The following is a 26,002-nucleotide window of genomic DNA, read 5'->3' as shown; positions in this document are numbered from 1 at the left end:
ATAACCGACCTCCACCGTCGTCCAAACCGCCAGATCATGCCGTCGTTGGCACCCAGCGTCACCCAGATCTCGCCAAGAGCGAGGCCTGAAATGGTGGGAACTGAAAGGCTGTTGGCCTTCCGCTGTGGGCTTATCGGAGAGGGCCTGTTCAGGTTGGGCCGATAGGATGAGTGCATTATGGATGACCCTCCTTCACATATGCCCTGGCCCCTCCACCTTCTGACCGGTTCGCCGGCCATCACGGGAGAGGGGCGCCCGAATGTATGAATGGATCATGCTCGGCATCGGCCTCGTTCTCACGGTCGGTACCGGTTTCTTTGTTGCCTCCGAGTTCGCGCTGGTCAATCTGGACCGCAACGATCTTGAAGCCCGCCAAGCCCGCGGGGAAAAGCGCCTCACCTCCACCATCAAGGCGCTGAAGATTACGTCGACGCACCTGTCCGGTGCCCAGCTGGGAATTACCCTCACAACTCTGCTTACCGGTTACACGTTTGAGCCGGCGATCAGCTCCATGCTGCGCGGCCCACTGCTCTCGGTGGGAATCCCCGAAGGCGTTGTTCCCGGCGTCGGCGCAGTGGCCGGCATCTTCATCGCCACCATTTTCTCCATGGTGATCGGTGAGCTGGTGCCCAAGAACTTCGCCCTGGCCCTGCCGCTGGCCACGGCCAAAGTCGTGGTTCCGTTCCAGACCTTGTTCACCACTGTGTTCAAGCCCGTGATCCTGCTGTTCAACAACACCGCCAACCGGATCATCCGCTCTTTCGGGATTGAGCCCAAGGAAGAGCTTTCCGGTGCCCGAAGCGCCGAGGAGCTCAGCTCCCTGGTCCGGCGCTCAGCGATGGAAGGCGTCCTGGACGCCGACCACGCCGTCCTGTTGCACCGGACATTGCGGTTTTCGGAGCACTCCGCCGCGGACGTCATGACACCCCGTGTGCGGATGACAGCCGTAAACGCCGACGACACGGCCGAAGAGATCGTCGCCCTCGCCACGACCACCGGCTACTCCCGTTTTCCCGTCATCGGGGAAGACCGCGACGACGTGCTGGGCGTCCTGCACGTCAAGCAGGCCTTCGCCGTCGCCCTGGAAGAACGGGCCCGGATCACTGCTTCGGAACTGATGATCGAACCGCTGCGCGTGCCCGAATCCATGGGCGTGGACACGCTGTTGGTCCTGCTGCGCAAGCAGGGCCTGCAGGTAGCCATCGTCTCGGACGAACACGGCGGAACCGCCGGCATCGTCACTCTTGAAGACCTCGTGGAAGAGATCGTCGGCGAGCTTGAGGACGAACACGACCGTGCCCGCACCGGTGTCGTCAGGACCGGGCGGTCCATCACCTTTGATGCCTCGCTGCGGCCGGATGAGCTGCTGGACCGGACCGGCATTGCAGTGCCGGACGGCGAGGAGTATGACACCTTGGCCGGTTTCGTTACCGACCAGCTGGACCGCATCCCGGAACTGGGCGATGAAGTGGAGATCGACGGCGGCACCCTCCGTGTGGAGCGGGTTCTGGGAACCCATGTGGAGCGGATCCGGTTCACCCCGGACACCTCCCAGGAAGCACCACGGAGTGCCCACGACCGCATCATCGATGACCTCACGCAGGAGCTGACCCATGAGTGAATATCTCCCCGGCATCATCTGGCTGGTTGTGCTCCTGGTGGTCAATGCCTTCTTCGTCGGCGCCGAATTCGCCGTGATCTCGGCCCGCCGCTCCCAAATCGAACCCCAGGCGGAGGCCGGCAGCAAGGCCGCGAAGACAACCTTGTGGGCGATGGAGCATGCCACGTTGATGCTGGCCACCAGCCAGCTGGGCATTACCGTGTGTTCCCTGGTGATCCTGAACGTCTCCGAACCGGCCATCCACCACCTGCTGGAAATCCCCCTGGGCCTGACGTCCCTGTCCTACGAAGCGATCAGCATCATTGCCTTCGTCATCGCACTGCTGCTGGTGACCTTCCTGCACGTGGTCCTTGGCGAGATGGTCCCCAAGAACATCTCCTTCTCGGTTCCCACCCGCGCTGCCCTGATCCTGGCCCCGCCGCTGGTAATGGTCGCGCGGATCTTCAAACCCGTCATCTGGACCCTGAACGGGATCGCGAACTCCATCCTGCGGCTGTTCAAGGTGGAACCAAAGGATGAGGCCACCAGCGCCTACACCCTGGATGAGGTCGCGAACATCGTCGAGCAGTCCACCCGCGACGGCATGCTCACTGACACCAGCGGAACCCTGACCGCCGCCTTCGAGTTCACCGCCAAAACAGTGGCAGATGTCGAGGTACCGATCGCCGAGATGGTGCTCCTGCCCGAAACCGCGACACCGGCTGACATCCAGCATGCGGTGGCCGAGCACGGGTACTCCCGTTACATCCTTACTAATGACGACGGTGTCCCGTCCGGTTACCTGCACCTCAAGGACGTTATGGACCTGATCACGGCTGAGAAATTCAGCCAGCCCGTCCCGGCCAAGCGGATCCGCCGCCTCGCTTCCGCCTTCAGCGGCGCCGAGCTCGAGGACGCCCTCGCCACCATGCGCCGCACTGGTGCCCACGTGGCACGGGTCTTCGATGCCCAGGGCACCACCACAGGCGTGCTCTTCCTGGAAGACATCATCGAAGAACTCGTCGGCGAAGTCCAGGACGCCACCAGCGCCTGAAAACCATCTCTTCCCACTGAGAGGGCGCAGCTCCAGCACGGAGTGGCGCCCTCTCTTATCGGCTAGTTCAGTCCTTCTTGACGCGTCCTTGACCTTTTACCGCCTACTTCAAATCACCCTTAGCCTGGTCGCACTGGCCTTAAGTGACGATCTCGTGGAAAGGTCGGGACCCTTTTACGGCTCGATGAGCCCGGTGCGGATGGCGAACCTTGTGAGGTCCAGCCGGTCTCGTAAGCCCAGTTTTTGCAGGACGTTGGCCCGGTGTCGATCGACGGTCTTTACGCTAATGGTGAGGATGTCGGCGATCTCTTTGGTTGAGTTTCCCTCTGCGATGAGTTTCGTAATTTGCTCTTCGCGGGACGTGAGGATGCTGTCCGGCATTCGGTCGCCGCGGCGGTCGCGCTCAAGGTAGTCGCGGATGAGTGCTGTGATCGCGCCTGGGTAGAGGAATGACTCCCCGTGCATCGCCGCGCGGCAGGCCTCGATAAGGTCTCGGTCAGCGACTGACTTGAGGACATACCCCGAGGCCCCCGCACGCAGCGCCTCGAAGAAGTACTGCTCGTTGTCGTACATCGACAGGATGAGGATCCGCACGTCGGGTGCGCTCCGGGATATCTGACGCGCCGCCTGGATACCGGTCATCTGCGGCATGGCAATGTCGAGGACCGCGAGGTCCACTCCACCGGCGGTCGCGGCGGCGACGGCCTCGGTGCCGTCGGCGGCCTCAGCCACAACGGTGAGGTCGGGTTCGGCGTCAAGGATCAGTCGAAGGCCGCGCCGGACCAGGGCGTGGTCGTCGGCGAGCAGGATCCGCGTGGGTTCGGCCATCGTTTCAGCTCCTTGGTTCGACGCCGGGAACGACGAGGCGAACATCAGTCCCCCCGCCCGGTCCTGTCGTGATCGTCAGCTCGGCCCCAATGAGGAGGGCGCGTTCGCGCATCCCGCGGATGCCGGCACCCTCGCGAAGGTTACCGCCCTTCCCGTCGTCGAGAATCCTTAAGGTTAGCCCCTTAGTCGTGGAGGTGAGTGCGACATGGACTCGTGTCGCGTGTGCGTGCCGGGCGACGTTGGTGAGTGCTTCCTGTGCGATGCGGTAGAGCACGAGTTCGACTTCCCCCCTGAGTTCGGGAAGGTCGTCATCGACCTCCCAGGTCACAGGGATCCCGCTCGAGCGGGAGAACTCGGTGCCCAGGGAGGTCAGCGCGCTTCGCAGGCCGAGGTCGGCGAGCACGCCCGGGCGCAGGCGCTGCGCCACCTGGCGCACTTCCTCGAGGCTTGAGCGGACCGCGTCCTGGGCGACGAGGGTCTCTTCGCGCAGATCCTCGGGAGCCCGGTCGACGACCCGTCTAAGGCTGAGGAGTGCAACGGTCAGGCTTTGGCCGATCTGGTCGTGCAGTTCCCGGGAGATCCGCTGGCGTTCTCCCTCCTGGGCAGCTAGCGCGAGGGCGCTGCTGGCGCTGTTCTCCGTTTCCAACCGGTCGAGCATCTCATTGAAGGTGAGGATGAGATGTTTGAGGTCGCCGTTGCCGGCCTCGGTGGCCCGGTCGCCACCGCGCCGCAGCAGGCCAACCCGGCGCATCACGGTCGTCAACGCGTCCAACGGCGCCAGGCTGGCCCGCACCAGGGCGGCGTTCGCAGCGAGGATGAGAGCCAGTCCGACCAGCAGGACCGGCACCTCGGTGAGCAGGACGGGAGACGACACCGTCGCCGGCGAAAGCGCCAACACGAGCGTGCCGACCGCAAAGAGCAAACCGTTGATGATGAACAGCCGCCAGAACAGCAACTGTGCCGGTCCCTTCGGAGGCAGTGCGGCGGTCGCGCCCGCAGCCCTGGTTTCGAGCGGAGTCCGCATGCCACAAGCCTTACCCGGCGCGCGTCCTTTGTCCATGAGGGCTGGCACCCACGAGCCGCGGAGCCCCGGGCGCCGGCATACCGAAAATGGGTGTCAGCCCCGATGGCACCTCCCGGACCGGGAACGGAAGACTGGATCTATTCAAGGAATCGAGGGAACGGAGTGCCCAATGCAGACCATCCACTCCACCGTGCCCGGAGCAGGCGTCCTGCACGACTGCCAGACCTGCGACGGCCAGCAATTCCGCATCCTCCTCGCCCGTCCTGGCCGATGCGAGCTCTTCGTCTACGACCCGGCGGAGCCGGACCGGGCCGTGGCCAGGATCGTGCTCGAGGAGGACAAGGCTGATCAGGTTGCCGAGCTCCTCCACAGCCAGCCGATCACCGACCGCATCGCCGAACTCGAACGCCGGGTCGACCAGCTCGCAGGGGCCGCGATGACGATCGTAGACCCGCGCGTGCCATCGATCTTCACCCGAGCCTCGGTTGGTAGATGCGACTCGGCTGGACCGGCAGACTGAACAACCAGGTCCTCACAGGATCATTCGGGGGAAGGACCCGATGGAGCACCTCAGCCGATTCGCCCGCGAATTCCTTAAGGCCCTCACGAACCTTCTGCCCATCGTTATCGTCGTTGTCCTGTTCCAACTGCTGGCGTTCCGGTCCATGCCCGATGATCCACTGGAGTTGGCGGCCGGGCTCCTGATCGTGGCTGTGGGCATTGCCCTGTTCCTTTATGGCCTGGATCTGAGCATCTTCCCTATCGGCAAAAACCTTGCAAACCAATTCGTCCGGAGCGGGGCCCTGGGCTTGTTTCTGCCCTTTGGGTTTGCTATTGGCTTCGCTGCCTCCGTCGCGGAGCCGGCGGTTATCGCTGTCGCGGAGCAGGCCCAATTAGTCAGTGATGGTCGGATCAATGCGCTGGTGCTGCGCTTCGTCATCGCCGTGTCGGTGGGGCTGGTCCTGGTCCTGGGCATCCTGCGTGTCCTGCGGGGCTGGGCGGTGTACAAACTGCTGATCGCCGGCTACGCGATGGCGCTGGGACTGACGTACATCGCCCCGCCGGAGATTATTGGCCTTGCTTACGATTCGGGTGGGGTCACCACCAACATTGTCAGTGTCCCGCTGATCGCTGCGATCGGTCTCGGACTGGCCAATTCCATCAGGGGACGCAGCCTGCTCGCCGACGGCTTTGGCCTGGTCGCGCTGTGCGTGATGGTGCCCATGATCGGGGTCCAGCTCTACGGCATCTGGGTCTACACCTTCGGCGCGGCCGGGCCGGCGCTGCCTGTCACCGAGACCGGGGAGGGGCCAACGGACTGGGTCGTTGGCATGATCCTGGGCCTGGCCTCAATGGTCCGGGAGGTCCTGCCCATTGTCGGTGTGGTTCTCTTCTTCCAATGGGTCGCCCTTCGGCGCAGGCTGCCCCACCCCTTACGGGTCGTGACCGGCTTCATCATGGTCTTGGTGGGACTGTATGCCTTCGTGGTGGGACTCAAACTCGGGCTGTTCCCGCTCGGCACCCTGATGGCCGAGCAGCTGATCGAGCAGGAAGTCCCGGCCCTGATCCTGCTGTTCGCGCTGCTCATCGGTTTTGCGGTCACCATGGCCGAACCTGCCCTCGTGGCCATTGGAGAACAGGCACAGGACGCATCTCCGGGCAGGATCAGCGCGTTCGCCGTCCGGGTCATTGTCGCCGTGGGTGTGGCCCTCGGGATCGGCTTCGGCGTCTACCGCATCCTGGTGGGCGGGCCGTTCCACTACTTCATCATGGCCGCCTACGCCGTCGCTATCGTGCTCGTGTTTTTCGCCCCGAAGTACATCATCGCGCTGGCATTCGACCTCGGCGGGGTGACGACGTCGGAGGTCACCGTGCCGCTGGTAACCGCCCTCGGGATCGGCCTTGCCGCCGCCGTGGACGGACGGGATGTGCTGATCGACGGGTTTGGCCTGATCGCGTACGCCTCCATCTTCCCTGTCATCTCTGTCCTCGCGTATGCCATGGTGATGGAGAGATTTCCCCGCCTAAGGAGGGAACCGGCATGAAATTCACGGCAGTCATCGTGATCGCCCCGGACGAGCTTGAAGACAAGGTGATTGAACACGCCCAGCGGGCCGGTGCCACGGGTGTGACCATCCTGCCGGGCAAGGGCATCGGGGGTAAGGCCCGGAAGACGTTTTTCGGGCTTACCTTCGAAGGAACACAGTCGGTGCTGCTGATGGTCGTGGGGACACACCTGAGCGCGCCGATCCTGAAGGAACTGCACGCGGTATTGGTCCAGGGAATGGAATCGCGCGGCCTGGCCTTCGCCATCCCGATCGAACACCTGACCGGAATCGACATGCGCCAGGTCGTCAGATTCGAGGAGCACCTGCGCCGGGACGAAACCTGACCTGTTTCACGAGGACCCCTGCTATGAGGAGGAACAATGCTTACCGTCAAAGACGTCATGGTGCCCCAGGTCGTCACCATCTCCCCATACAGCACGCTGCGGGAGGCCCTGTCCATGATGAAGGAACGCCAGGTGAAAAGCCTCGTGGTGGAACGGCAGCACGCCCACGACGCCTACGGCATGCTCAGCTACCGCGAACTCCTCGACACCGTCGTTGCCCAGGAAGGGGATGTGGACCTCCTGAACGTCTACGACGCCGCCACAATCCCCGCCATCACCGTCAACGAAGACCTGTCCGTCCGACAGGCAGCTGCCCTGATGAGCCGCTACCACCTCAGCCGGCTCATCGTCGTGGAAAGCAACCAGCTCGTCGGGCTGCTGGCCATGAATGACATCCTCGCCCGGCTCATGGAGGAACTGACCTGACCTCACCCCACCACGGTCAGCTTGGCCAGCCTAATCAGGTTGACGGAATATCCGTTATTGGCTGAAAACCACGGGTGTAAAAGTGGTTGGAGCAGGCGGGTCTGTGCCCATGGGTCCACGTTTGCGGCCACAAAAGTATGGGAAAAGCTGGCGGACAAAGTCCGTGCCCGATGTCGTTCGGCGCCTTACCTGCTAATTCTTGCGCCTCCAGACGTCTGGCCGGCAGTCCGCATCGCAACACCCGAATGCATGGGAGCGGCAGCTACTGACCTACGGTGTCCTCCTGAGGAGGAAAGCTCACCGAGCACCATAGTTTTGTTGCTCAGGAGTTTCCCGGTCAGGGTTCGAGGGGGCTTGACGCACACACAACAGCGCCCCACTAAAGGCGGACAACGGTCCGTTTGCGAACTTCATCGATAGGCTGTCGATATCATCTCTCGATGCATTAGGGGGGTTGACGCGCACGAAACAACGGGACATACTTGGCGGACAAAAGTCCGCTCTGCGTATTTTATCGTTGTGATGCTGATATCGCCTCCCGATGCATCAGCGCCCGTTACAAGGGAGTAATGAACATGCCTGCCTCTACGCAAATTCCTTTACTTACCGGGGCCGCCTGCGCCGCGGTGCTCGTCCTCTCATCCTGTGCATCGGCACCCGCTGAAGAGAAGCTGTCTTCTGAAGGATCCACGCCCGGTGACGGATTCACGACGTGCGCTGACGTCGACCTGTCGACGCCGCCCGAGTCGCCCGCCACTCTGCGGCTTGGCGGAGCCATCGGCGCCGAGGTATACGCGGGATGGTTCATGATGACTGAGAGCCCTGATGAACTGCGACCCCATGCGGGAGTCTGGTATGAGCTCGAGAACCAGCCGTTCGCGGACCCTGCTCAGCGCGTCTCAGCACTTCAGGCCGGCCAAGTGGACGGTGTCACCAGCACTATGCCACAGGTCATCACGCTGGCCGAGAGCGGGATTGACGTCAAGGTGGTGGCGTCGATGGGGCTCACTAAGCATGACACTCCGGCAGATCCGCGGTATATCGTGCCCGCTGGCAGCGATATAAAGGGCTTCGACGACCTCGAGGGTAAGACGGTGGCTTCCATCGGGCTTGGCACCGCAGCAGAGCTCCTCGCGCGAATGGCTATCGAGAGCGCTGGAGCTGACCCGGACTCCGTCGAGTTCGTGAACGTGCCTCCCGCCCAGCACATCTCCTCAGTGCAATCCGGTACGGTCGACATGGCGATCGGCGTTCAGCCCTTCCTCAAAGGCGCACTCTCAGAGGGCTCCGTTCGCGACCTCGGCGGCCAAGGCATCGGGCTTTTTGAGTTGGAGGGGATCAAAATGATCGAGCCGGTCAATCTCGTCTTCTCGCAGGCATATCTGGAAAGCGAACCTGAGGCTGTCTGCGCGTACCTTGCCGATTTCAGCAAATCGCTGAAGTGGCTCCGCGAAGATCTCACCGAGGCCCGGCAGGTCTTCAGCGAGAAGGAATACATTGCTCTCCCTTACAACATCTACAAGGACTCCCCCGCTTACGACTGGCCCGAGGGTGACGCGCTTCCGCCGGTAGATTACTACAAGGCATTGGCCCCGTACGCGGAGAAGTACGGCTTTATCCAGGACGGTTCTGCCGAAGCGGTGGACAAGCTGATTTGGACGGGCCTCGGCCCGATTGAGGAGTGACGGTGTCGGCGAGGACCGATCGCGGTGAAAAGTCGACGATCCCAGAATCACGGAGGGCAGCATTGACCCTCGACGGGGTCGGCAAGACTTATAGCGATGCCAAGCGGAACCGCACAGTCGAGGCTCTCTCGAATGTCTCTTTAGATGTGCACGAGGGCGAGTTCCTTTCCATCCTCGGGCCGAGTGGCTGCGGCAAGAGCACGCTCTTGCATATAGCTGGCGGCTTCGAGAGTGCAACGGTGGGCACGGTTCTCGTCGATGGTATGCCTGTGACAAAACCTGGCCGTGACCGCGGCATGGTGTTCCAGACCGCGACGCTGTTTCCATGGAAGTCAGTAGCGGCGAATGTTGCATGGCCACTTCGGACCGCTGGGGTCGGTCGAGTCGAAGCGTCCGAACGGGCGGCGCAGCTTCTTGATCTCGTTGGTTTGAAGGACTTTGGTGACGCGTATCCGGCCGAGCTCTCCGGGGGGATGCGCCAACGCGCGGCGATCGCGAGGACGTTGTCCATGGAACCGCGGATCCTCCTAATGGACGAGCCTTTCGGCGCACTAGACGCACTGACGCGTGAACTCATGCAGGAAGAACTCGTGCGGATCACTCAGGCCGCCAACCTCACAGTGGTGTTCGTGACGCATGACATTTCAGAGGCCATCTTTCTGGGTGACCGTGTGGCGGTCATGAGCCGCCGACCCGGCCGCGTCGTCACAGTGGACAATATACCGTTCGGGCGGCCTCGGGGCGCGGACGTCAAGGCGTCACCGGAGCTCGCGTCGTTTCACGCTCAGTACTGGGACATGCTCAAGACGGAGCAGCGTGATGCAGCCGCAGGCCGCTGAGGGAGCTCCCGGGCGCCTCCCCGTGGTGGTGGCACCGCGGGGAGGCCGGATTTGGCAACGCGCCTTGCACGACAAGTGGCCGATCACGGCCGCCTTCGTGCTGCTCGTTCTCATCCTCTGGGAGGTGTCCTCCCGTTTATCCACGGCGCCTGACTATCTCGTCGGTCCCGCGGAGATTTTTGCAACTATGGCTGCGGACGCTCCTAGACTTCTCGGGTTGAGCTTCGCGACTCTGTCCCGGGTGCTCGCTGGCTTCCTGATCGGTGCATTGTTCGGGGCGCTGGTCGGGATGGTGAACGGAACGATCCGAGGGCCCAGAGATGTGACGGACCCCGTCATCACGGTTACCTATCCCATCCCTAAGGTCGCTCTCTTCCCCGCGATTGCGGTCATCCTTGGCTACACAGATGTCTCACGCGTGCTGATCATTGCCCTCGCGGCCTTCTACCCAGCGTACTTCAGCGGATACGCTGGCAGCCAGGGCGTAGACCGTAATCTCCTTAACCTGGCCCGCAATGCCGGCCTGTCACGGGCCCGTACGTTCACCACCGTGATCGTGAGGGCATCCCTGCCGTCAGTATTCACTGGGTTGCGCATTAGCCTCGCCGTGTCATTTGTGCTCGTTTATGTAGCCGAGGCACTTGGCGGTAGCGGACAAGGTTTAGGTTTCAGGGTGGTATTCGTGGCTCAGACCGACCAGTACGTCCTGCTGTTCGCGGCGATCGGATGCTTCGCGATCCTCGGCGTCCTAGGGGACCGGATTTTGCTGTGGATCGGTAGGACGCTTACACGAGGTCAGGAGCTGGAGGTGCTGGGCGATGCGCGGTGATGCGACCCGATTGGCCAGACAAAAATTTGTTCGCGGCCTGGCCGGAGCAATCGGCCTCATCGCCATCTGGTGGGTGGTCTCCGAGATGTTTATTGGCGGAGGCGGTGGGCGCGTGCCTAGCCCCCTCGTCGTTGGCGAGCGGGCTGTCGATCTCCTATCGTCGGCTCGCTTCTGGGAGGCCACGGCGACCACGTTCCTGCGCGGCGCCTTTGGTCTGCTCCTCGCCCTGGCCGGCAGCATCCTCCTCGCCTTCCTGTTGGTGGGAAGCCGGATCGCGAACGCAGCTCTGGAGCCAGTCATCAGTTTGCTCTACCCGGTGCCGCGCATCGCACTGTTCCCGATCGCAGTCATCGCGCTGGGCATCGGGGCCGTCTCGCAGATTACCCTGGTCGCAGTGGAGTGCATCTTCCCGCTCACTGTGGCTATCTACTCCGGCCTTCGATCAGTTGACCGCAACACCGTCTGGCTTGCTAGGAACGCGTCAATCGGTATGCTTCGAACTGCTGCACTCATGTTCCGGATGGCGTTGCCGGCTGTGTTCACGGGGCTTAGGATCGCCGTACCGCTGATGCTCACGCTCACGGTCGCGACTCAGATGTTCACCGGCAGTGCCGACGGGCTCGGCTTCATGATTGTGCAGAGCTCCGCGCGATTCCAGACGGCGAACATCTTCGCCATCGCCGTACTAATCGGACTTTTCGGCTATCTCTTGGACCGTGTCGTCGTAAGGCTTGACCGATACTTCTCCAGGCATCGGCAGGCGGTCGTCATCTGATCTCTAGGTCTGCGCAGCACCGAACTCTAAGATTACCGGTGCTGCGCAGGCAATGACTTTGAGTATGCCTTGACTTCGGTCGGACTCCGGCTTCGAGTCGCAGTATCGTGACAGTTGTGCTGCTCCTGCCCTAATCATGGATGACCCTTCACGGCCGTTTACGTGCTGACGCGCGCCAGCCGTCGCGAAAGGAAAAGCGGTGCGTAATCCCAAGCAACAAACCACTGCAGGCTGGTCACATTTTCGGCTCCAGCGGCCAAGTTTGCTAGTAAAACAATCTAGTTGCTGGCCTTGCCCAGTGTCGTGCGAGACCGGCGAGCTCTATAGATGACATTTTTCCTTAGAATGGGGCTAAAAATGGCAGCGATTGAATCAACAAAAGAAGGCACTGAAACCTTTGATCTCTTAGTAGTTGGAGGAGGTATGGGAGGTTTGACGGCCGCGGTCGCGGCTGCTCAATCCGGCGTTTCTCGAATATTGCTAATCGAAAAGCTTGAGCAAACAGGCGGATCAATGGCGCTGAGCGCTGGAAATTTCGGCACTTTCCCTACCGTGGAAGCCGCAGAGAAATACACCCCGGAGTCAAACCGGGATCTTCAGCAAATCGTTATTGAGGACCTACCTTCTCGCATCCGATGGTTGCGATCGCTCGGAATACGAATTACTTGGACGGGAATCATTTTCGACAGCTACATCAGTTGGAAGACGACTGCCGGTGAGTTGCACGGCGGCCTGTTCAATGCCGCTAAGTCTCTTGGCGTTACCATCCGAACGAGCACGTCACTCGCAGATCTCGAAAGTTCAGATGGAGGCTGGGCTGCAACCCTAGATTTTGAAAATGGCCGGAAGACAATTTCCGTAACTGCAGTGATACTGGCCGGCGGAGGTTTCCAAGGCAACGTCGATTTGGTTCGTCGATATTTAGGGCGTGAAACCCATAATGCCTACCGCCGGGCAAATCTCGGAAGCAATGGGGACACGTTGAGGGCAGCATTGGCTGTCGGAGCCACTACCAGCACGGGGATGAACACGTTCTACGGCCACGCCATGCCGTCGGCCCCTGCTCGTTTCGGCCCCAATAATTACCCCGCGATGACCCAGTACTACGGCAGCCGTGGGGTTGCGATTGATCTTGAAGGCGAAAGGTTTGTTGATGAGTCTGAGGGGATTTTCGAGGAGAACGTCAACTGGGCGCTGGCGGGCCGCCCTAATGCTTCAGGCTTCTATATCTTCGACAGCCGCGTTGACTCCGGCGGGGACCAGGAACTGGCGGGCGAGATCGCCAAACGCGCCGAGAGCGCCGGAGGAATCGTCCTCCGCGCCGATTCGATGACAGCACTCGCAAGTCAGCTTGCGCAGCACGGGGTGCCCGAAGAACGAGTGGCCAACACGCTTGACCGGTTTGCCCGTGCTTTGAGGAATGGCAGAGGCCATGACCTTGTCCCTCCTCGTCGCCGTCGGCTGGAACCATTGGTCCCCCCGTACACCGCTGTCGCCGTGACAGCTGGCATTACTATGACGACGGGAGGACTGGCGACGAACTCCGAGATGGCTCTGTTAGACGAACTGGGCAACCGAATCACCGGCCTATTCGCGGCGGGAGCAGATGTCGGAGCAATCAGTGGTCACGGGTACCTTGGCGGTCTCCCGTCTGCCCTAACAACCGGCTTTAAAGCAGCCTCCTCAGCAGCAGCACAAATTGCGGCTACGAGAAAGACAAAGCCGCTCGGCGGCTAAACGAAGAGTCCGCGCAAAACTCATTCCAGCCCAGGCAGGGCTACAGCTTCAGACGGCTTGTGGTCTCCCGGGGACATCTTTGTGGGCCGACGGCGGACGGTCTGGTGATATCTACCACGCCAGACCCGAGCGGGGCAGGGAACTCGTTAACGAGGTGATCGCCTCATTCCCGTCCTGCCCGATCCCGGAGGTCTCGAGACGCTCAAACAATGGAAGGCAGCGATCTTGGCCTACTTCGATACCTTTGGCGCGTCGAACGGACCCTCAGAAGCGATCAGTGGCGTCATCGAAACCACCCGCAGAATCGCCCGCGGCTTCCGCAACTTCACCAACTATCGACTCAGGTGCCTAATGGCCGCTGGCGGCCACCGCCCCTACCGGATCAAAAAGACAAACCATGCCTAAATGCGAAGAGCCCGTTATCCCAGCACACCCCTGTCCGCCAACGGACTGCCTGATGCCGAGTCCGGAGCAGACGTCGTTTGAGCTGTGAGGAGGTGTACTGGGTGCCACGGTCGGCGTGGAACACGACCCCGGCCGGGCCGCCTCCACGCGGGATGTAGGCCATCCGCAGCGCCCGCTCCACCAGGCTGGTGGTTTGGGTCGAGTCCATTGCCCATCCGATCACGCGCCGGGAACAGGCGTCCCTGCCAGCACACAAGTACACCCACCCTTCGATCCAAACCGCATGCAGGGGCGCCGGTGTCCCACTTTTTTTCCACCAGATCCGGGATCGAATGCACCCGCACCTCACCGGCGGTACCGGCCGGAACCGCCGCGGCGAGATTCCTTCCAGGCCCTGCCGGCGCATGGACGCGGCCAGAGTCTTCCGGTCAACACCCGTCCCGGTCCTGGCCAGCGCGGCCTGAAGCCTGGTGCCCCATAAATCCCGGTGGTGGACGTCTCAGACTCAAGCACAAAGAACCCCATCACCCCGTGCCTGACCCGCCAAGGAGTTCGGGTTGAGTTCGTCAAAGATGAGCTTGGTCTGGTCTTTGCAGGCGCAGCCACGCCCCCTTTGCTGTCTCCGGGCCTGCGAACGTGCGCTCCCCCGTGACCGATATTTCGCTATTAGAAGCTGGTCAGCGCAGGCGTTCTGCATAAAGATTCAGCACTACGTGCATGCGCTAAAGGTGCTGCTGACCTTGTAATTGAGACCTATATCTTCGCATCGAACCCAGATCTCATAAAGTTCAGCACGCTCATAAAGCTTTCGCTCCCCCGTATCATCCTGCACCCAAACGATCGAACCATCAGCCGTGACATCATCTACATGACCGCAGGCTATGGTCACCTCATTCCTTACAATTACCACGGGCGCGCCACTAATGGAGGCCCAGTCCGTGACAATACGGCGTGTTTTGTTTCGAGAATTCATTTTACCTATTCATTCAATATTAACTGTTGAGGAAATGGCTCAGATTGCGGCTGCAGCATGGAGCAAGAGGACGCGACGGCGCACCCGTGCCGGGAATCGATGTGAACGCCTGACGTCCACTGGTCAGGCATTGCGGCGTACCGGCCTGAGTGGAAGTAGCAATGTGGGGCTGCTGTCATGTCCTGGATGCAGCCGTTACTCATACCGACTGCATCCGACCGAAGTCTCAGCCAAAGGTAAGACGCGAAGGCCCTGGTAGACAAGCGTCTTTTCGGTGACCCCAACTCCCAGCCGCAGAGGGGTTGACTCTGCACGAGCATTGTGGATTAATTGCTCTAGAGCAAACGCTCTATGACGTAAATCACGACTACAACGGAGTATTCATGAGCGAGATGCTTGTCGGACGCCACGTGATCGTAGGCGCCAGCGCCGCCGGCACCGCTGCAGCGCTTGCCCTGCGCGCCGAGGGCTACGAAGGCGAAATCGTTTTGCTTGAGAGCGAGGACCGTCTTCCCTACGAGCGGCCGCCACTGTCTAAGCGGGATGCTGGAGGAAATCTGCACGTCCCGATATTCAGCGAAGATGCTTACGAAGCCAATGACATCGATCTCCGCCTTGATACCACGGTGGTCCGGTTAGACAGGGTACGACGCTGTGTCGTTTTGGACGATGGCACAGACCTCGCGGCCGATTCAGTCTTGCTGGCAACTGGTGCAAGCGCGCGAGAGATGTCAGTTCCCGGAGTGCAACTTGACGGGGTACTGACGCTCCGGACCCTCCAGGATGCAGAACGCCTGCATGATCGCTTGGCCGGGGGCGGTCCCCTTGTCGTGGTGGGCGGCGGATTCATCGGTCTGGAACTTGCAGCTGTCGCGCGGACCGCTGGCCTGGATGTGACCGTCATCGAAGCAACCGACCAACCGTTACGCGGCTCTCTTGGCGGAGTGCTGGCGAGTTATATCTGCGGACGCCACGAGCGTGAGGGAGTCAGGTTCCTCACTAACAGACAGGTCGTCGAGATTATCGGGGATCAGGAAGTGCAGGGGGTCCGTCTCGCCGATGGCACAGTCTTGCAGGCGGCCACCGTACTGATTGGCGTGGGGGCTCGGCCGAACGCTGGCCTCGCAATGGCGGCAGGACTCGGATCTGAAGCCGGCGTGCCGGTCGACTCCCGGTGCCGCACAGCGGATTCCTGGGTCTTGGCTGCCGGCGATGTTGCGCTCCCTCCTGGCCCTTGGGGCGGGGTGGAACACATCCAGCATTGGACCAGGGCGGTTGACCACGGGACTACGGCGGGAGCAGTCATGGCTGGTGCAGATGTCGCCCATCAAGACGTTCCATACTTCTGGTCGGAACAGTATGGCGATCTGCTGCAGGTTTACGGACGCCCATCCACCGCAGACCAAACCGTTAGCAGGCCCCCGACGGGCGAGAGAACTTCGCCGATCGTCTTTTGGTTACGGCAGGGAAGGCTCGTGGGAGCTGGAGGTGTCAACGTGGCCAAGGAGCTGCGCCCCATTCGTGCAGTACTTGGGCAGCACCCGAGAATCGACGCGGACCAACTCGCCGATCCGACGGAGCCGCTCCGCGCTTTGGTGACTGCGAAAGAACCACAAACCGTTTCAGCAGCCGGGAGCGCTTTACGCGAATCCGCAGGCGCCTCGCATTGAGCTGGAGTTGGAACCATGACTTGGACAACTGTTTGTAGCACGGCCGATGTTGCCGAAGACGGCGACTCCTTCCGCGTCGACAGCACTCCACGAATAACCGTCTTCAACAGTGCGGGCGAACTGTTTGCCACGGCTGATACATGCAGCCACGCGGCATTCTCACTCGCCGACGGCTACGTGGAAGCTGCGACAGTTGAGTGCCCCGTGCACCTGGCAACCTTCTGCCTTCGCACAGGCGCGGCGTTGAAAATGCCTGCAAAAGATCCTATTGCCACTTATCCCGTCAAGGCTGACGGCGACGCCGTCGTCGTCGATCTGCCCGAATAACCAATGTCTGGCAGCTTGCTTTTGCAAGGCGTTGATACCGGCATTACCTAGTGAGATCACACCCAACCGCACGCAGAAAACTTTCTCGTCGGAATCACCTATCCCTATACCTGGAGGTTGAAATGAGCACTGTAACAGCACTTGGCTACGTCGGCATCAGAGTCGCCGATATTGACGCCTGGACCAAAATGAGCACCGAAGTTCTCGGTCTGCAGACGGTTCCCAACCCGGACGGCAGCGTGAACCTTCGCTGCGACGAGCGCGGCTACCGGGCTCAACTGATCCCCGACAGCCGCGAGGGACTGGCTTACTTGGGTCTCGAGGTCCGGGATCCTGCGGCCCTGGCCGAGCTGGTGCGCAAATTGGAGGCCGCCGGCCGCAGTGTGAAGACCGGCGATACTCAACTCGCGCGCCAGCGCCAAGTTACCGACATAGCCGTCGTGGAGGATCCCGACGGCAACCGGGTGGAGCTGTACACCGGCGGAAGCTACGCGGACCTTCCATTCGTGTCACCAACAGGAGCCCGCTTTGTTACCCAGGGGCTGGGGTACGGGCACGCCTTTATCAGCACCACCGATTTGGAGGCGTCGCGAGCCTTCTACGTAGATGAACTAGGTTTCCGTATCAGCGACCGCATCCCCGCAGGCCCCTCTAGCGACGCGCTCTTCCTCAGGTGCAACCCGCGGCACCACAGCATCGGTCTGGCTTACATACCCAACATGCCGTCCACCCTGCTGCACATCATGTTCGAGGTCGACGACATCGATACGGTCGGCTTCGCCTACGACAAGTGCCGGGCCGGAGCCGCCCCGATCGTAAATACCCTTGGCCGCCACTCAAATGACCGCATGCTCTCTTTTTACCTCAGGAACCCCTCAGGATTTGATATCGAGTTCGGTACGGACGGCATGAAAATCGACGAAACTTCGTGGAACGCCGGCGAAAACCGGTACGCCGTCGAAAGCTTCTGGGGCCACAAGCGCACACCGGACAACGTACGCGGCCCAGAAGAAGGCTGGCAGTACTAATGTTCGGAGATTTTATTCTCGAGGCCGTCCCTACTGAGCGGCCACATTCGGAATGGGGCACGATTGCTGCCGAACTGGCCGGAGCGGAAGTTCACTACGTCCAGGGCCAGCGGTGGAAGCACCGAGTCATCCATGCCGGCGAAGCAGGTCCGCCTCTGCTGATGTATCACGGCATCGGCGGGCACGCGGAAACGTTTGCCCGGAATGTCCGGGCGCTGTCCAAGGACTTTCGTGTTTACTCGGTTGACGCCCTGTTCCACGGCTTTACCGGCAAAGAAGCCTTCGACCTTGCCACCATGTACGACCTCCTGGCCGAGGGCTTTGTGGACCTCGTGGACGCACTCGGCTTTGCAACCGTGCATTACCTGGGTGAATCCATGGGCGCCCAGGCCGGAGCCACGATCGCCCTTCGATACCCCGAACGTGTCGACCGCATGGTGCTCAACGCGGGCTTCTACTTGAACAAGCCACTGCAGGAGAGCTTCCTGCCGGGGCGCCGCTCGGCCGCGAACTTGGGGGAGCTCTCCCGGAACGCCGTTGTGGATCCGACCCCCGCCAATATCAGGGCACGCCTTGAGTGGCTCGTCGCAGATCCGAAGACGATCACTGATGACTTGGTGTCGGTACGCCGACGAATATATAGCGAGCCGGAGGTCAACGCCTCCCTTCACCGGATTTTCAACATCGAAGCGGGCACTTTCGGAACGCACCTATATGACCTGGGATACTCCCACGCCGACCTTGAGGGTTGGAAACCGCAAACCCTGGTTCTCTGGGGCGAACACAACCCGGGGCATGGACCCGATTTCGGCAAATACTGGGCGCATGTCATCGGAGCCCAGTTTTACACCGTCGCTGATGCTGGCCACTGGCCCCAGTGGGAAAAGCCGGACGAGTACAACGCCGTACTAACCCAATACCTCAACTCCTAATCGCAGCTGGAGCACAGAATGACAACTCACGACCACGCCTTCGTTGACGAAGCACGTACCACCATCGACCGGTCGGTGTTCTCCGACACGGAGACGCATCGAAAGGAGCTGGCCCGGATCTTCAGCCGCTCCTGGCTGTTCCTGGCACACGAGGGACAGTTCCGGAAGCCGGGTGATTTTTTCACTACCTACATGGGCGCCGACTCGGTCATCGTCAGTCGTCAGCGGGACGGGGCTTACCGGGTTTTGCTCAACTCGTGCCGGCACCGTGGGATGCGGGTCTGCCGCTTTGACCGCGGGAACGCCAATGTCTTCACGTGTCCGTACCACGGCTGGAGCTACGGCACTGACGGCTCTCTCGTTTCTGTTCCTGAAGCCGAGGCGGCTTACGACGGGGCGCTTGACCAGTCGTCATGGGGACTTAAAACGGCGCCTCGGGTTGAGACCTACAAGGGTCTAATCTTCGCAACTTGGGACCCTGACGCGCCCACCCTCCTGGAGTATCTGGGCGATTTCACGTTTTATCTTGACCTCATGCTGGATCCCGACGGGCAAGGGAGCGATGTTATCGGTGGCGTCCACAAGTGGAAAATGCGGGGTAACTGGAAGTTGGCGGCGGAACAGTTCGCCGGCGATATGTACCATGCTTCCTCCACTCACCTGTCCGCGATCATCGTGGAAGCCCAGTCCGGAAAGGGCCGCGGCATCATGCCTCCATCCACGGGGCTTCAGGTCGCTCTGCCGGGTGGACACGGACTGGGCGGCTTCGACGGCTACGACATCTGGGGAGCGAGCGGTTTGGATGACGAAACGGTCAACTACATGAACGAACTCCAGAATCGCGCTGAAGAACACCTGGGTAAGGAACGTGCCCGCGATGTCGCCCTCATTCACGGAACGATCTTTCCCAACGTTTCCCTGCTGTGGTCACGTTGGAATATTCGAGTCTGGCACCCTAAAGGTCCGGACGGGATGGAAGTGTATTCGTGGCAAATTCTCCCTAAGAGCGCCCCTGAGAGTGTGCGTCGGTCGCTTCTTCTCGATTACCAGCGCCACTTCAGCGCATCCGGCACTTGGGAACAGGATGACGCCGAGCAGTGGAACTATTCGACTAACAGCAGCGACGGCTTTGTCACGAGCAACCTGCCGCTGAATTACCAGATGGGCAGTGACAGGCAGCCCAACGATCGATTCCCCACCTTCCCGGGTGCCATCGACGAAATCTACAGCGAAATCGGACAACGCAACTTTTACGACCGCTGGGAGCAGCTGATGGCTGAGCCCAATCCCGAAGAAACCAAACTGAATGAACCAGCCGTAACCGCCAACACTGACGAAGAAGAAGTAGGAGTGCTGTCATGACGCTGACCAACCTCGCACCAGGTTCCCTGCCTACGGGGAAACATGACTACAAAGTCAACCCCGAGGGGATCGCTGAACTGCTTCTCCACCACGAGCTCAGCCAGCTTCTCTATGCTGAAGCACGCCTCCTCGCTGAAAACCGGTGGCAGGAGTGGCTCGATCTGATGGCCGATGACATGCATTACTACATGCCGATCCGGGAGAATCTACACCCCCGGCTTCCGGACACGGTCGAGGATCCCCTTCACCTGGCTCTATTTGACGATGACAAAGAGTTCCTGACCCAGCGGGTACAAAAATTCGGGACCGGGGTGGCCTGGTCGGAAGACCCGCGTTCACGCACGACCCACTTAGTCACCAATATCCAAGTCGAGAACGTCGAGGAGGGAATCGACGGACAGCTTGAGTACACCGTTGCCTCGGGTTTCCTTATCAACCGAAACCGGCTGGAGGACGAAGTGGACACCTACACCGGGACTAAAATCGACCGGATCCGACGGACCCCTGATGGGTTGCGGTATTTCGGACGCCGGGTGTCTCTCGATGAGTCAGTCGTGCTGGCCAAAAATCTCAGCATCTTCTTCTAGGGGGCCACTTCAATGCAGTGGTTGGACTCACAGGTTGTGGCGCTCACAGGTGGAGGTGCCGGACTCGGTCGTTCGTTGGTTGACGTTTTTGTTGCAGAGGGCGCCCGCGTCGTAGTACTCGAGCGCTCCCGGGAACGCTGCGACCTTCTGAAATCCGCTTTTGACCCAACAAAGCTCAGGGTCGTAAATGGTGATGCAACCAGTCCTGATGACAACGCCAGACTCGTCTCCACTGCAGTGGAGGAGTTCGGCAGGTTGGACACCTTCATCGCCAACACCGGGCTCTGGGATTTCATGACGCCGATCGACAGCGTGTCCCCGGAGCAGCTCTCTAATGCGTTCGACGAGATTTATGCGCTTAATGTCAAGGCCCCGCTCCTCGGGGCTCAGGCAGCCATTCCGGCGCTGCGAGCGAGCGGAGGTGCTTTCCTGGTTACTCTGTCAAACGCCTCGCTGTTCCCCGGAGGGGGCGGATCCTTGTATGTCTCCTCCAAACACGCGGCCGCGGGGATGGTGAAGCAACTGGCCTACGAGTTGGCTCCCGATATACGGGTTAATGGTGTTGCACCTGGAGGCATGTCGACGGACCTTCGGGGGCCAGCCTCTCTGGGCCTGCAGAACAAAGCCCTGAATTCGCTGCCGATAGATCAGATCCTGGAGTCAGGTACGCCGCTGCACCGCTCGCCTCATCCATCCGAATACGCAGGCGCCTTCGTGCTCCTGGCTTCACGCCAATACGGACGCACAGCTACCGGGACGATCCTCGATGTGAGCAACGGCATGGGCATTATTGGGTCTGTCGTTGAGCAACGCCCCAGCTAGCCATTTAAGGGCGCGTAGAGAAGGAGTCACGTGATACACCGCCCCAGCATTGGACAAGGAGATATCCTGTGACAATGGTAGTAATCGCCGAGTCGTCACAGGAGCGCATCCTTGAGGCAGCAGAACAACTATTCGCCGCCCAGGGTTATTCGGCCACATCCATAGCCGAGATACGCGATCAGTCCGGCCTGCCCAATGGATCGATCTATTACCACTTCGGCAGCAAGCTGGGCATTCTTTCGGCGATACTTCAGCGCGGAGTCAAACGACTGGTCGACGACGTCGGCGCCACTGCCGACTTGACTGTTGATTGCTTCATGGTGCGGGCAGCGGATGTGATCCTCGCCCAGCTGCCCTTCTACAAAATCTCTCTTTTCCTGATCCTTGAGGACATCACAGATGTTGCCCAAAAGGATGTCCTGGCAGAGGTGCGGCACAGAATCGAGGACTATATCTCGTTTTTCCTCAACGAAAAGGCCCTGGAAGCTGGCGTTCCGGATGGGAGCGCCCTCGTGCCGGCGCTCGTGAGTCAGACCATCGCGGTGACGCGTGGCGGACTGGTAAGGGAGGACTTCATAGTCGATGAGTTTCGGGAGTTGATGCGTGGTCACGCCAGGCTCGTTGACTTGGCCTTGCGCGAGGCGGGCGGTCACGCGGGGCGACTGTAGCGCACGGCTTGTAGACGGAACTGATGGTGATGCAAAGGTTTACCTGCTGCCGGCCCTGTGAAGAGCCTGTCAGGGCTGTTGGATCATCATTTCTCGTGGAGCACACTGTACTGGGGCAACTGCCGGCTTAGAACGAGTGCTGCGGTCCGCACGGCGGGGGCTGCCCTTGGGATATCAAGTTCGCCGACTTTTCCTGACAGGGACAATGCCGCAACGACGGCACCGCCGCCGTCAAGAACAGGGCTGGCGACACATGAACTGTCCCGGGCAGATTCGTTCTCCTCGTAGGCGAGCCCGGTTTTTGCGCTGGCCGTCAGTTGCTGCCGCAACGTGTACTCATCAACTACTGTGGCTGGCCCAACCCGGGTAAGGCCGCGCGCAAGCACCGCTTCCAAGGCGTTTGGTGGAGAAGCGGCAAGCATGCACTTGCCGACAGCTGTGACATGAGCCGGAAGCCGTCCTCCCACCCTTGAGGGCAGGCAGGGCGTGCCTCTGCCGCGCAGAATCTCGATGTACACCACTTCGTGTCCGTCCAAAACGGCAAGGTGGACGGTCTGTCCGGTGGCATTGCGTAGATCCGCCATGATGGCCATCGCCCGACGACGCAGCTCCTTTGGGGTGGCGGCAAGCTGACCCAGTTCAAAAAGGGCTATGCCCAGGCGCAGGGCTGCACCGTGACGCTCCAGGTACTGGAGCCGCACCAGTTCGGCCGTTAACCGCGACACGGTTGATTTGGCCAAACCAGTCCTTCTGGCGAGCTCGGTAACGCCAAGAGTTCGGTCCTCGATTCGAAAGGCCCGCAGGATCAAACTCACCCGCTCCAGCACCGACACAGAACTGTTCCATTCAGCGGTCCGCATCCTTGCAGTTTGCCGGAGACGATCAGCACAATCAAGCCACGCCCAAGCTTTGAAGCTCAGGCAAAGGAAACAGGAGACAAAGTGAAAAGCCCAACCACGAAAGGCCTTGTCCAGCAGGCAGCAGAAGAGTTGCTTGAAGCAGGTCGAACCCTCGTCCCCGTGGCCCCCCTCAGGCACAGGTTTGAGGGACTGAACGTCCAGCACGCCTACGACATACAAGCCGCTCAGATGCACTATCACTTAGATGCCGGACGGGTTCTCGCCGGGCGCAAGGTAGGCCTGACTTCCCTTGCCATGCAAAAGCAGCTCGGCGTTGACTCCCCCGACTTCGGCTTCTTTTTCGAGGATATGGTGCACTACGAGGATGCCCGGATCCCTGCTGCTAGATTTATAGCACCCAAGGTTGAACCGGAATTCGGTTTCGTCCTGAAGGAGACACTGGTAGGGCCGGGCGTAACCCTCGGCGAGGCCGCTGCCGCCATAGGGCAGATCTACCCCGCAATTGAAATTATTGACTCACGGATCGCCGACTGGGACATCAAGCTCGTAGACACCATAGCCGACAACGCCTCCTGCGGAGCTATTGCAGTCGGACGCACGCCCCTGGAGGTGGAAGCGACTAATCTGGCGGCGGTCTCCTGCGCATTGGTTATCGACGGCCATGAGATCGCGTCAGGGACTGGCGCGGACGTCATGGGCGACCCGGTAGCGCCGCTGGCATGGTTAGCAAATGTCCTCGGCGAACAAGGCGTAGCGCTCAAAGCCGGGCAGCTCATCCTGCCAGGTTCTTTCACAAAGGCCGCGCCCGTCATCGCAAATTCGACGGTAACTGCTGACTTTGGAGAATTAGGCTCCCTGACCATCAGCTTCATCTAACCAAGGAACTCAAATGAGCAAGAAAACAGCTGCGATCGTCGGCTCAGGCAATATTGGCACGGATCTGATGTTCAAGATTATGCGTCGAAGCAAGAACGTCGAGGTGAAGTACATGATTGGCGTAGACCCAGCCTCCGACGGGCTGGCACGGGCTGCCCGACTCGGAGTGACAACCTCCGCCGCAGGGGTCGATTGGCTCTTGGCCCAGGAAGAGCTGCCGGACTTCGTTTTCGAGTGCACCTCCGCGAAGGCCCACGAAACAAATGCACCCAAGTACAAGGAAGCCGGGATTCACGCGATCGACCTAACGCCGGCGGCCGTCGGACCCTACCTGTGCCCGGTGGTGAACCTTGATTCCTTGCAGGATGTGATGAACGTCAACATGATTACCTGCGCGGGCCAGGCCACCACCCCGATCGTCGCCGCGATCTCCTCGGTGGTGCCCGTGGAGTACGCCGAGATCGTGGCGTCCATCGCCTCCAAGTCTGCGGGACCGGGAACCCGGGCCAACGTTGACGAGTTCACCGAAACTACGGCCAAGGCCCTGGAAGAGGTGGGCGGGGCAAAGCGGGGAAAGGCCATTATCATCATCAACCCCGTGGAGCCGCCGATGATTATGCGCAACACCATCTACGCCGCGATCCCCGCCCGGGCCGCCTCACGCGGGGACCTGCAGCACAAGATCCGTGCCGCGATTGACGAGGCAGTCGCCAGGATCCAGGACTACGTCCCCGGCTACTCGCTGCGCGTCGAGCCCCAGTTCGACGCCGCCCGCGAAGACTGGAACGGAAATGGCCGAGTTGGCGTATGGGTCCAGGTCAAAGGCGCAGCAGACTACCTCCCCGAATACGCGGGCAATCTGGACATCATCACCGCCGCCGCCACCCGGACAGCTGACCTGCTCGCCGAGCGCATGGACGCCGCCGCCCTTTCGACCCCAGTAGGAGCATAACAATGACCGAGACACCGAAGCTGAGCGTCCGGCTGACTGACACCACGTTGCGAGATGGCTCCCATGCCATGAGCCACAAATTCACCGAAGCACACGTCCGCTCCGTGGTACGCGCCCTTGACGATGCCAAAGTTCAGGTCATTGAAGTTACTCATGGGGACGGTCTCGGTGGCTCGTCCTTCAACTACGGCTTCTCTCTTACCCCGGAACTGGACCTGGTCCGCGCTGCCGTCGATGAAGCGACGACCGCAAAAATCGCTGTGCTCATGCTCCCGGGCCTGGGAACCATCCACGACCTGAACCAGGCCCACGACGCCGGGGCTTCCGTGGCCCGCATCGCCACACACAGTACCGAAGCCGACGTCTCCATCCAGCACTTCCAGCACGCCCGCAAACTCGGCATGGAAACCGTCGGCTTCCTCATGCTCTCCCACCGGACCACCGCAGAGAACCTGGCGAAGCAGGCCCGGATCATGGCCGACGCCGGATGCCAGTGCGTCTATGTCGTGGATTCCGCAGGCGCCCTGATCCTGGATGATGTCTCGGACCGGGTCTCCGCCCTCGTCGCCGAACTTGGAAACGACGCCCAGGTTGGGTTCCACGGCCACCAGAACCTCAGCTTCGGCGTCGCCAACTCGGTCTATGCTGCCCGCGCCGGCGCCAAACAGATCGACGGGACCCTCCTGGCCCTCGGTGCAGGCGCAGGCAACTCCCCCACAGAAGTTCTTACCGCCGCCTTTGAACGCTTAGGAATTCACACAGGCGTGGACATCCATGGCGTCATGGCAGCCGCGGAGGACGTAGTCAAACCGATTATCACCCGGATGCCCATCATGGACCGGGCCTCCATCATGCAGGGCTACGCGGGCGTCTATTCCTCCTTCCTGATCCACGCAGAACGAGCCGCAGAACGCTATGGCGTCCCGGCCTGGCGGATCCTTGAAGAGATTGGCAGGGCCGGCTACGTCGGCGGCCAGGAAGACATGATTGTCGACGTCGCCGTGCAGCTCGCCTCCGGTTCTCGCGTGGCCTAACCGCGCCCGCGGAAGCGTAAAACGCACCAGCAACGGCTTCCACCCCCCAGTATCAGCCTGTTGGGCAGTCCGACCGGTGGCGGGGCAGCAAGCCCCGCGAATGCCACGAAGGACAATCTTGCCTGCCTTCGCCGTATGGAGGCGAAAAACTGTTGAGTAGGAGCTACCTCTTGCCGGCCGTCTCAACCTCGCCGTGGATGCCGGCAGGCAGAGATGAATCGTAGTCATCGTGCTCTCCTATCCCGGATCCGGCGGCAGCACGGGACGAAACCGCATACCGTGGGGAACTCGGTGTAGGCGGCTGCGACCTGCGTTGC

Annotated in this window: 27 protein-coding genes; 23 read left to right on the top strand and 4 right to left on the bottom strand. The window is 61.0% G+C overall.

Going from position 1 to position 26,002, the window contains the following annotated elements; translation table 11 throughout:
• Nucleotides 1–259: 259 nt before the first annotated feature.
• Nucleotides 260–1,621 carry a hemolysin family protein gene (locus tag AC5RTE_RS04470; protein WP_494040201.1) on the top strand — a complete coding sequence of 454 codons (1,362 nt, stop codon included), beginning with the start codon at nt 260–262 and terminating at the stop codon, nt 1,619–1,621.
• Nucleotides 1,614–2,654 (top strand): hemolysin family protein, encoded by a 1,041-nt coding sequence (locus AC5RTE_RS04465; RefSeq protein WP_494040200.1) that lies wholly within the window; start codon nt 1,614–1,616, stop codon nt 2,652–2,654. Before AC5RTE_RS04470 ends, AC5RTE_RS04465 begins: the two co-directional genes overlap by 8 nt.
• A 174-nt stretch (nt 2,655–2,828) precedes the next feature.
• On the opposite strand, the gene AC5RTE_RS04460 is transcribed toward AC5RTE_RS04465, so the two are convergent.
• Nucleotides 2,829–3,482 (bottom strand): response regulator, encoded by a 654-nt coding sequence (locus tag AC5RTE_RS04460; RefSeq protein WP_494040199.1) that lies wholly within the window; start codon nt 3,480–3,482, stop codon nt 2,829–2,831.
• A 4-nt stretch (nt 3,483–3,486) separates the two neighbouring features.
• Nucleotides 3,487–4,506 carry a sensor histidine kinase gene (locus tag AC5RTE_RS04455; RefSeq protein WP_494040198.1) on the bottom strand — a complete coding sequence of 340 codons (1,020 nt, stop codon included), beginning with the start codon at nt 4,504–4,506 and terminating at the stop codon, nt 3,487–3,489.
• A gap of 169 nt (nt 4,507–4,675) precedes the next feature.
• Between AC5RTE_RS04455 and AC5RTE_RS04450 the strand changes: the two genes are divergently transcribed.
• The 10 genes from AC5RTE_RS04450 (at nt 4,676) to AC5RTE_RS04405 (ending at nt 13,594) form a co-directional block, all read left to right on the top strand.
• Complete coding sequence (locus tag AC5RTE_RS04450) at nt 4,676–5,026, top strand: cation:proton antiporter regulatory subunit (RefSeq protein ID WP_494040197.1); 351 nt, start codon at nt 4,676–4,678, stop codon at nt 5,024–5,026.
• A gap of 40 nt (nt 5,027–5,066) precedes the next feature.
• On the top strand, nt 5,067–6,551 hold the full coding sequence (locus tag AC5RTE_RS04445; protein ID WP_494040196.1) for a DUF1538 domain-containing protein: 1,485 nt from the start codon (nt 5,067–5,069) through the stop codon (nt 6,549–6,551).
• Complete coding sequence (locus AC5RTE_RS04440; RefSeq protein ID WP_494040195.1) at nt 6,548–6,898, top strand: P-II family nitrogen regulator; 351 nt, start codon at nt 6,548–6,550, stop codon at nt 6,896–6,898. The genes AC5RTE_RS04445 and AC5RTE_RS04440 overlap by 4 nt, the downstream gene beginning before the upstream one ends.
• Before the next feature lie 36 nt (nt 6,899–6,934).
• Nucleotides 6,935–7,324 (top strand): CBS domain-containing protein, encoded by a 390-nt coding sequence (locus AC5RTE_RS04435; RefSeq protein ID WP_494040194.1) that lies wholly within the window; start codon nt 6,935–6,937, stop codon nt 7,322–7,324.
• Nucleotides 7,325–7,899: 575 nt separating this feature from the next.
• The gene (locus tag AC5RTE_RS04430; RefSeq protein ID WP_494040193.1) at nt 7,900–9,009 is read left to right on the top strand and encodes an ABC transporter substrate-binding protein; all 1,110 of its coding nucleotides are present in this window, start codon (nt 7,900–7,902) and stop codon (nt 9,007–9,009) included.
• 62 nt (nt 9,010–9,071) lie between these two features.
• Entirely contained in the window at nt 9,072–9,848 is a 777-nt protein-coding gene (locus AC5RTE_RS04425; RefSeq protein WP_494040192.1) for an ABC transporter ATP-binding protein, read from the top strand.
• A 64-nt stretch (nt 9,849–9,912) separates the two neighbouring features.
• Nucleotides 9,913–10,677, top strand: coding sequence for an ABC transporter permease (locus AC5RTE_RS04420; protein WP_494040191.1), 765 nt, complete (start codon nt 9,913–9,915; stop codon nt 10,675–10,677).
• Nucleotides 10,667–11,452 (top strand): ABC transporter permease, encoded by a 786-nt coding sequence (locus tag AC5RTE_RS04415; RefSeq protein ID WP_494040190.1) that lies wholly within the window; start codon nt 10,667–10,669, stop codon nt 11,450–11,452. The genes AC5RTE_RS04420 and AC5RTE_RS04415 overlap by 11 nt, the downstream gene beginning before the upstream one ends.
• Before the next feature lie 327 nt (nt 11,453–11,779).
• A complete protein-coding gene (locus tag AC5RTE_RS04410) occupies nt 11,780–13,189 on the top strand; it encodes an FAD-binding protein (RefSeq protein WP_494040189.1) in 1,410 nt (469 codons plus the stop codon).
• A 225-nt stretch (nt 13,190–13,414) separates the two neighbouring features.
• A complete protein-coding gene (locus AC5RTE_RS04405) occupies nt 13,415–13,594 on the top strand; it encodes a transposase (RefSeq protein ID WP_494040188.1) in 180 nt (59 codons plus the stop codon).
• Here the strand turns inward: AC5RTE_RS04405 and AC5RTE_RS04400 are convergent.
• The gene (locus tag AC5RTE_RS04400) at nt 13,572–14,000 is read right to left on the bottom strand and encodes a DDE-type integrase/transposase/recombinase (protein ID WP_494040187.1); all 429 of its coding nucleotides are present in this window, start codon (nt 13,998–14,000) and stop codon (nt 13,572–13,574) included. The genes AC5RTE_RS04405 and AC5RTE_RS04400 overlap by 23 nt on opposite strands.
• Before the next feature lie 950 nt (nt 14,001–14,950).
• On the opposite strand from AC5RTE_RS04400, the gene AC5RTE_RS04395 reads away from it, so the two are divergent.
• From AC5RTE_RS04395 to AC5RTE_RS04360, 8 genes are all read left to right on the top strand, one after another.
• On the top strand, nt 14,951–16,237 hold the full coding sequence (locus AC5RTE_RS04395; protein WP_494040186.1) for an NAD(P)/FAD-dependent oxidoreductase: 1,287 nt from the start codon (nt 14,951–14,953) through the stop codon (nt 16,235–16,237).
• A gap of 15 nt (nt 16,238–16,252) precedes the next feature.
• Entirely contained in the window at nt 16,253–16,564 is a 312-nt protein-coding gene (locus AC5RTE_RS04390) for a bifunctional 3-phenylpropionate/cinnamic acid dioxygenase ferredoxin subunit (RefSeq protein WP_494040185.1), read from the top strand.
• A 122-nt stretch (nt 16,565–16,686) separates the two neighbouring features.
• Complete coding sequence (locus tag AC5RTE_RS04385) at nt 16,687–17,592, top strand: VOC family protein (RefSeq protein WP_494040184.1); 906 nt, start codon at nt 16,687–16,689, stop codon at nt 17,590–17,592.
• Nucleotides 17,592–18,524 (top strand): alpha/beta fold hydrolase, encoded by a 933-nt coding sequence (locus AC5RTE_RS04380; protein ID WP_494040183.1) that lies wholly within the window; start codon nt 17,592–17,594, stop codon nt 18,522–18,524. The genes AC5RTE_RS04385 and AC5RTE_RS04380 overlap by 1 nt, the downstream gene beginning before the upstream one ends.
• A gap of 18 nt (nt 18,525–18,542) precedes the next feature.
• Nucleotides 18,543–19,886 carry an aromatic ring-hydroxylating oxygenase subunit alpha gene (locus AC5RTE_RS04375; RefSeq protein WP_494040182.1) on the top strand — a complete coding sequence of 448 codons (1,344 nt, stop codon included), beginning with the start codon at nt 18,543–18,545 and terminating at the stop codon, nt 19,884–19,886.
• Nucleotides 19,883–20,473: a 3-phenylpropionate/cinnamic acid dioxygenase subunit beta gene (locus tag AC5RTE_RS04370; protein WP_494040181.1), complete on the top strand. Its 591-nt coding sequence runs from the start codon at nt 19,883–19,885 to the stop codon at nt 20,471–20,473. The genes AC5RTE_RS04375 and AC5RTE_RS04370 overlap by 4 nt, the downstream gene beginning before the upstream one ends.
• A gap of 12 nt (nt 20,474–20,485) precedes the next feature.
• Nucleotides 20,486–21,295, top strand: coding sequence for a 3-(cis-5,6-dihydroxycyclohexa-1,3-dien-1-yl)propanoate dehydrogenase (gene hcaB / locus AC5RTE_RS04365; RefSeq protein WP_494040180.1), 810 nt, complete (start codon nt 20,486–20,488; stop codon nt 21,293–21,295).
• A gap of 74 nt (nt 21,296–21,369) precedes the next feature.
• Nucleotides 21,370–21,963, top strand: a complete 594-nt coding sequence (locus AC5RTE_RS04360; RefSeq protein ID WP_494040179.1) for a TetR/AcrR family transcriptional regulator — start codon at nt 21,370–21,372, stop codon at nt 21,961–21,963.
• 86 nt (nt 21,964–22,049) lie between these two features.
• On the opposite strand, the gene AC5RTE_RS04355 is transcribed toward AC5RTE_RS04360, so the two are convergent.
• Nucleotides 22,050–22,823 carry an IclR family transcriptional regulator gene (locus AC5RTE_RS04355; protein WP_494040178.1) on the bottom strand — a complete coding sequence of 258 codons (774 nt, stop codon included), beginning with the start codon at nt 22,821–22,823 and terminating at the stop codon, nt 22,050–22,052.
• Between the two features lie 81 nt (nt 22,824–22,904).
• Between AC5RTE_RS04355 and AC5RTE_RS04350 the strand changes: the two genes are divergently transcribed.
• From AC5RTE_RS04350 to dmpG, 3 genes are read left to right on the top strand one after another with little or no spacing between them, the layout of a single operon-like run.
• Nucleotides 22,905–23,699, top strand: a complete 795-nt coding sequence (locus tag AC5RTE_RS04350; protein WP_494040177.1) for a 2-keto-4-pentenoate hydratase — start codon at nt 22,905–22,907, stop codon at nt 23,697–23,699.
• Nucleotides 23,700–23,712: 13 nt separating this feature from the next.
• The gene (locus AC5RTE_RS04345; RefSeq protein ID WP_494040176.1) at nt 23,713–24,651 is read left to right on the top strand and encodes an acetaldehyde dehydrogenase (acetylating); all 939 of its coding nucleotides are present in this window, start codon (nt 23,713–23,715) and stop codon (nt 24,649–24,651) included.
• A 2-nt stretch (nt 24,652–24,653) separates the two neighbouring features.
• On the top strand, nt 24,654–25,685 hold the full coding sequence (gene dmpG / locus AC5RTE_RS04340) for a 4-hydroxy-2-oxovalerate aldolase (protein WP_494040175.1): 1,032 nt from the start codon (nt 24,654–24,656) through the stop codon (nt 25,683–25,685).
• Nucleotides 25,686–26,002: the final 317 nt, after the last annotated feature.

It is taken from the genome of Arthrobacter sp. K41 (genome assembly GCF_059089645.1).
Note: the sequence above shows the minus strand (reverse complement) of the source record. Positions and strands in the feature narration are given on the sequence as shown.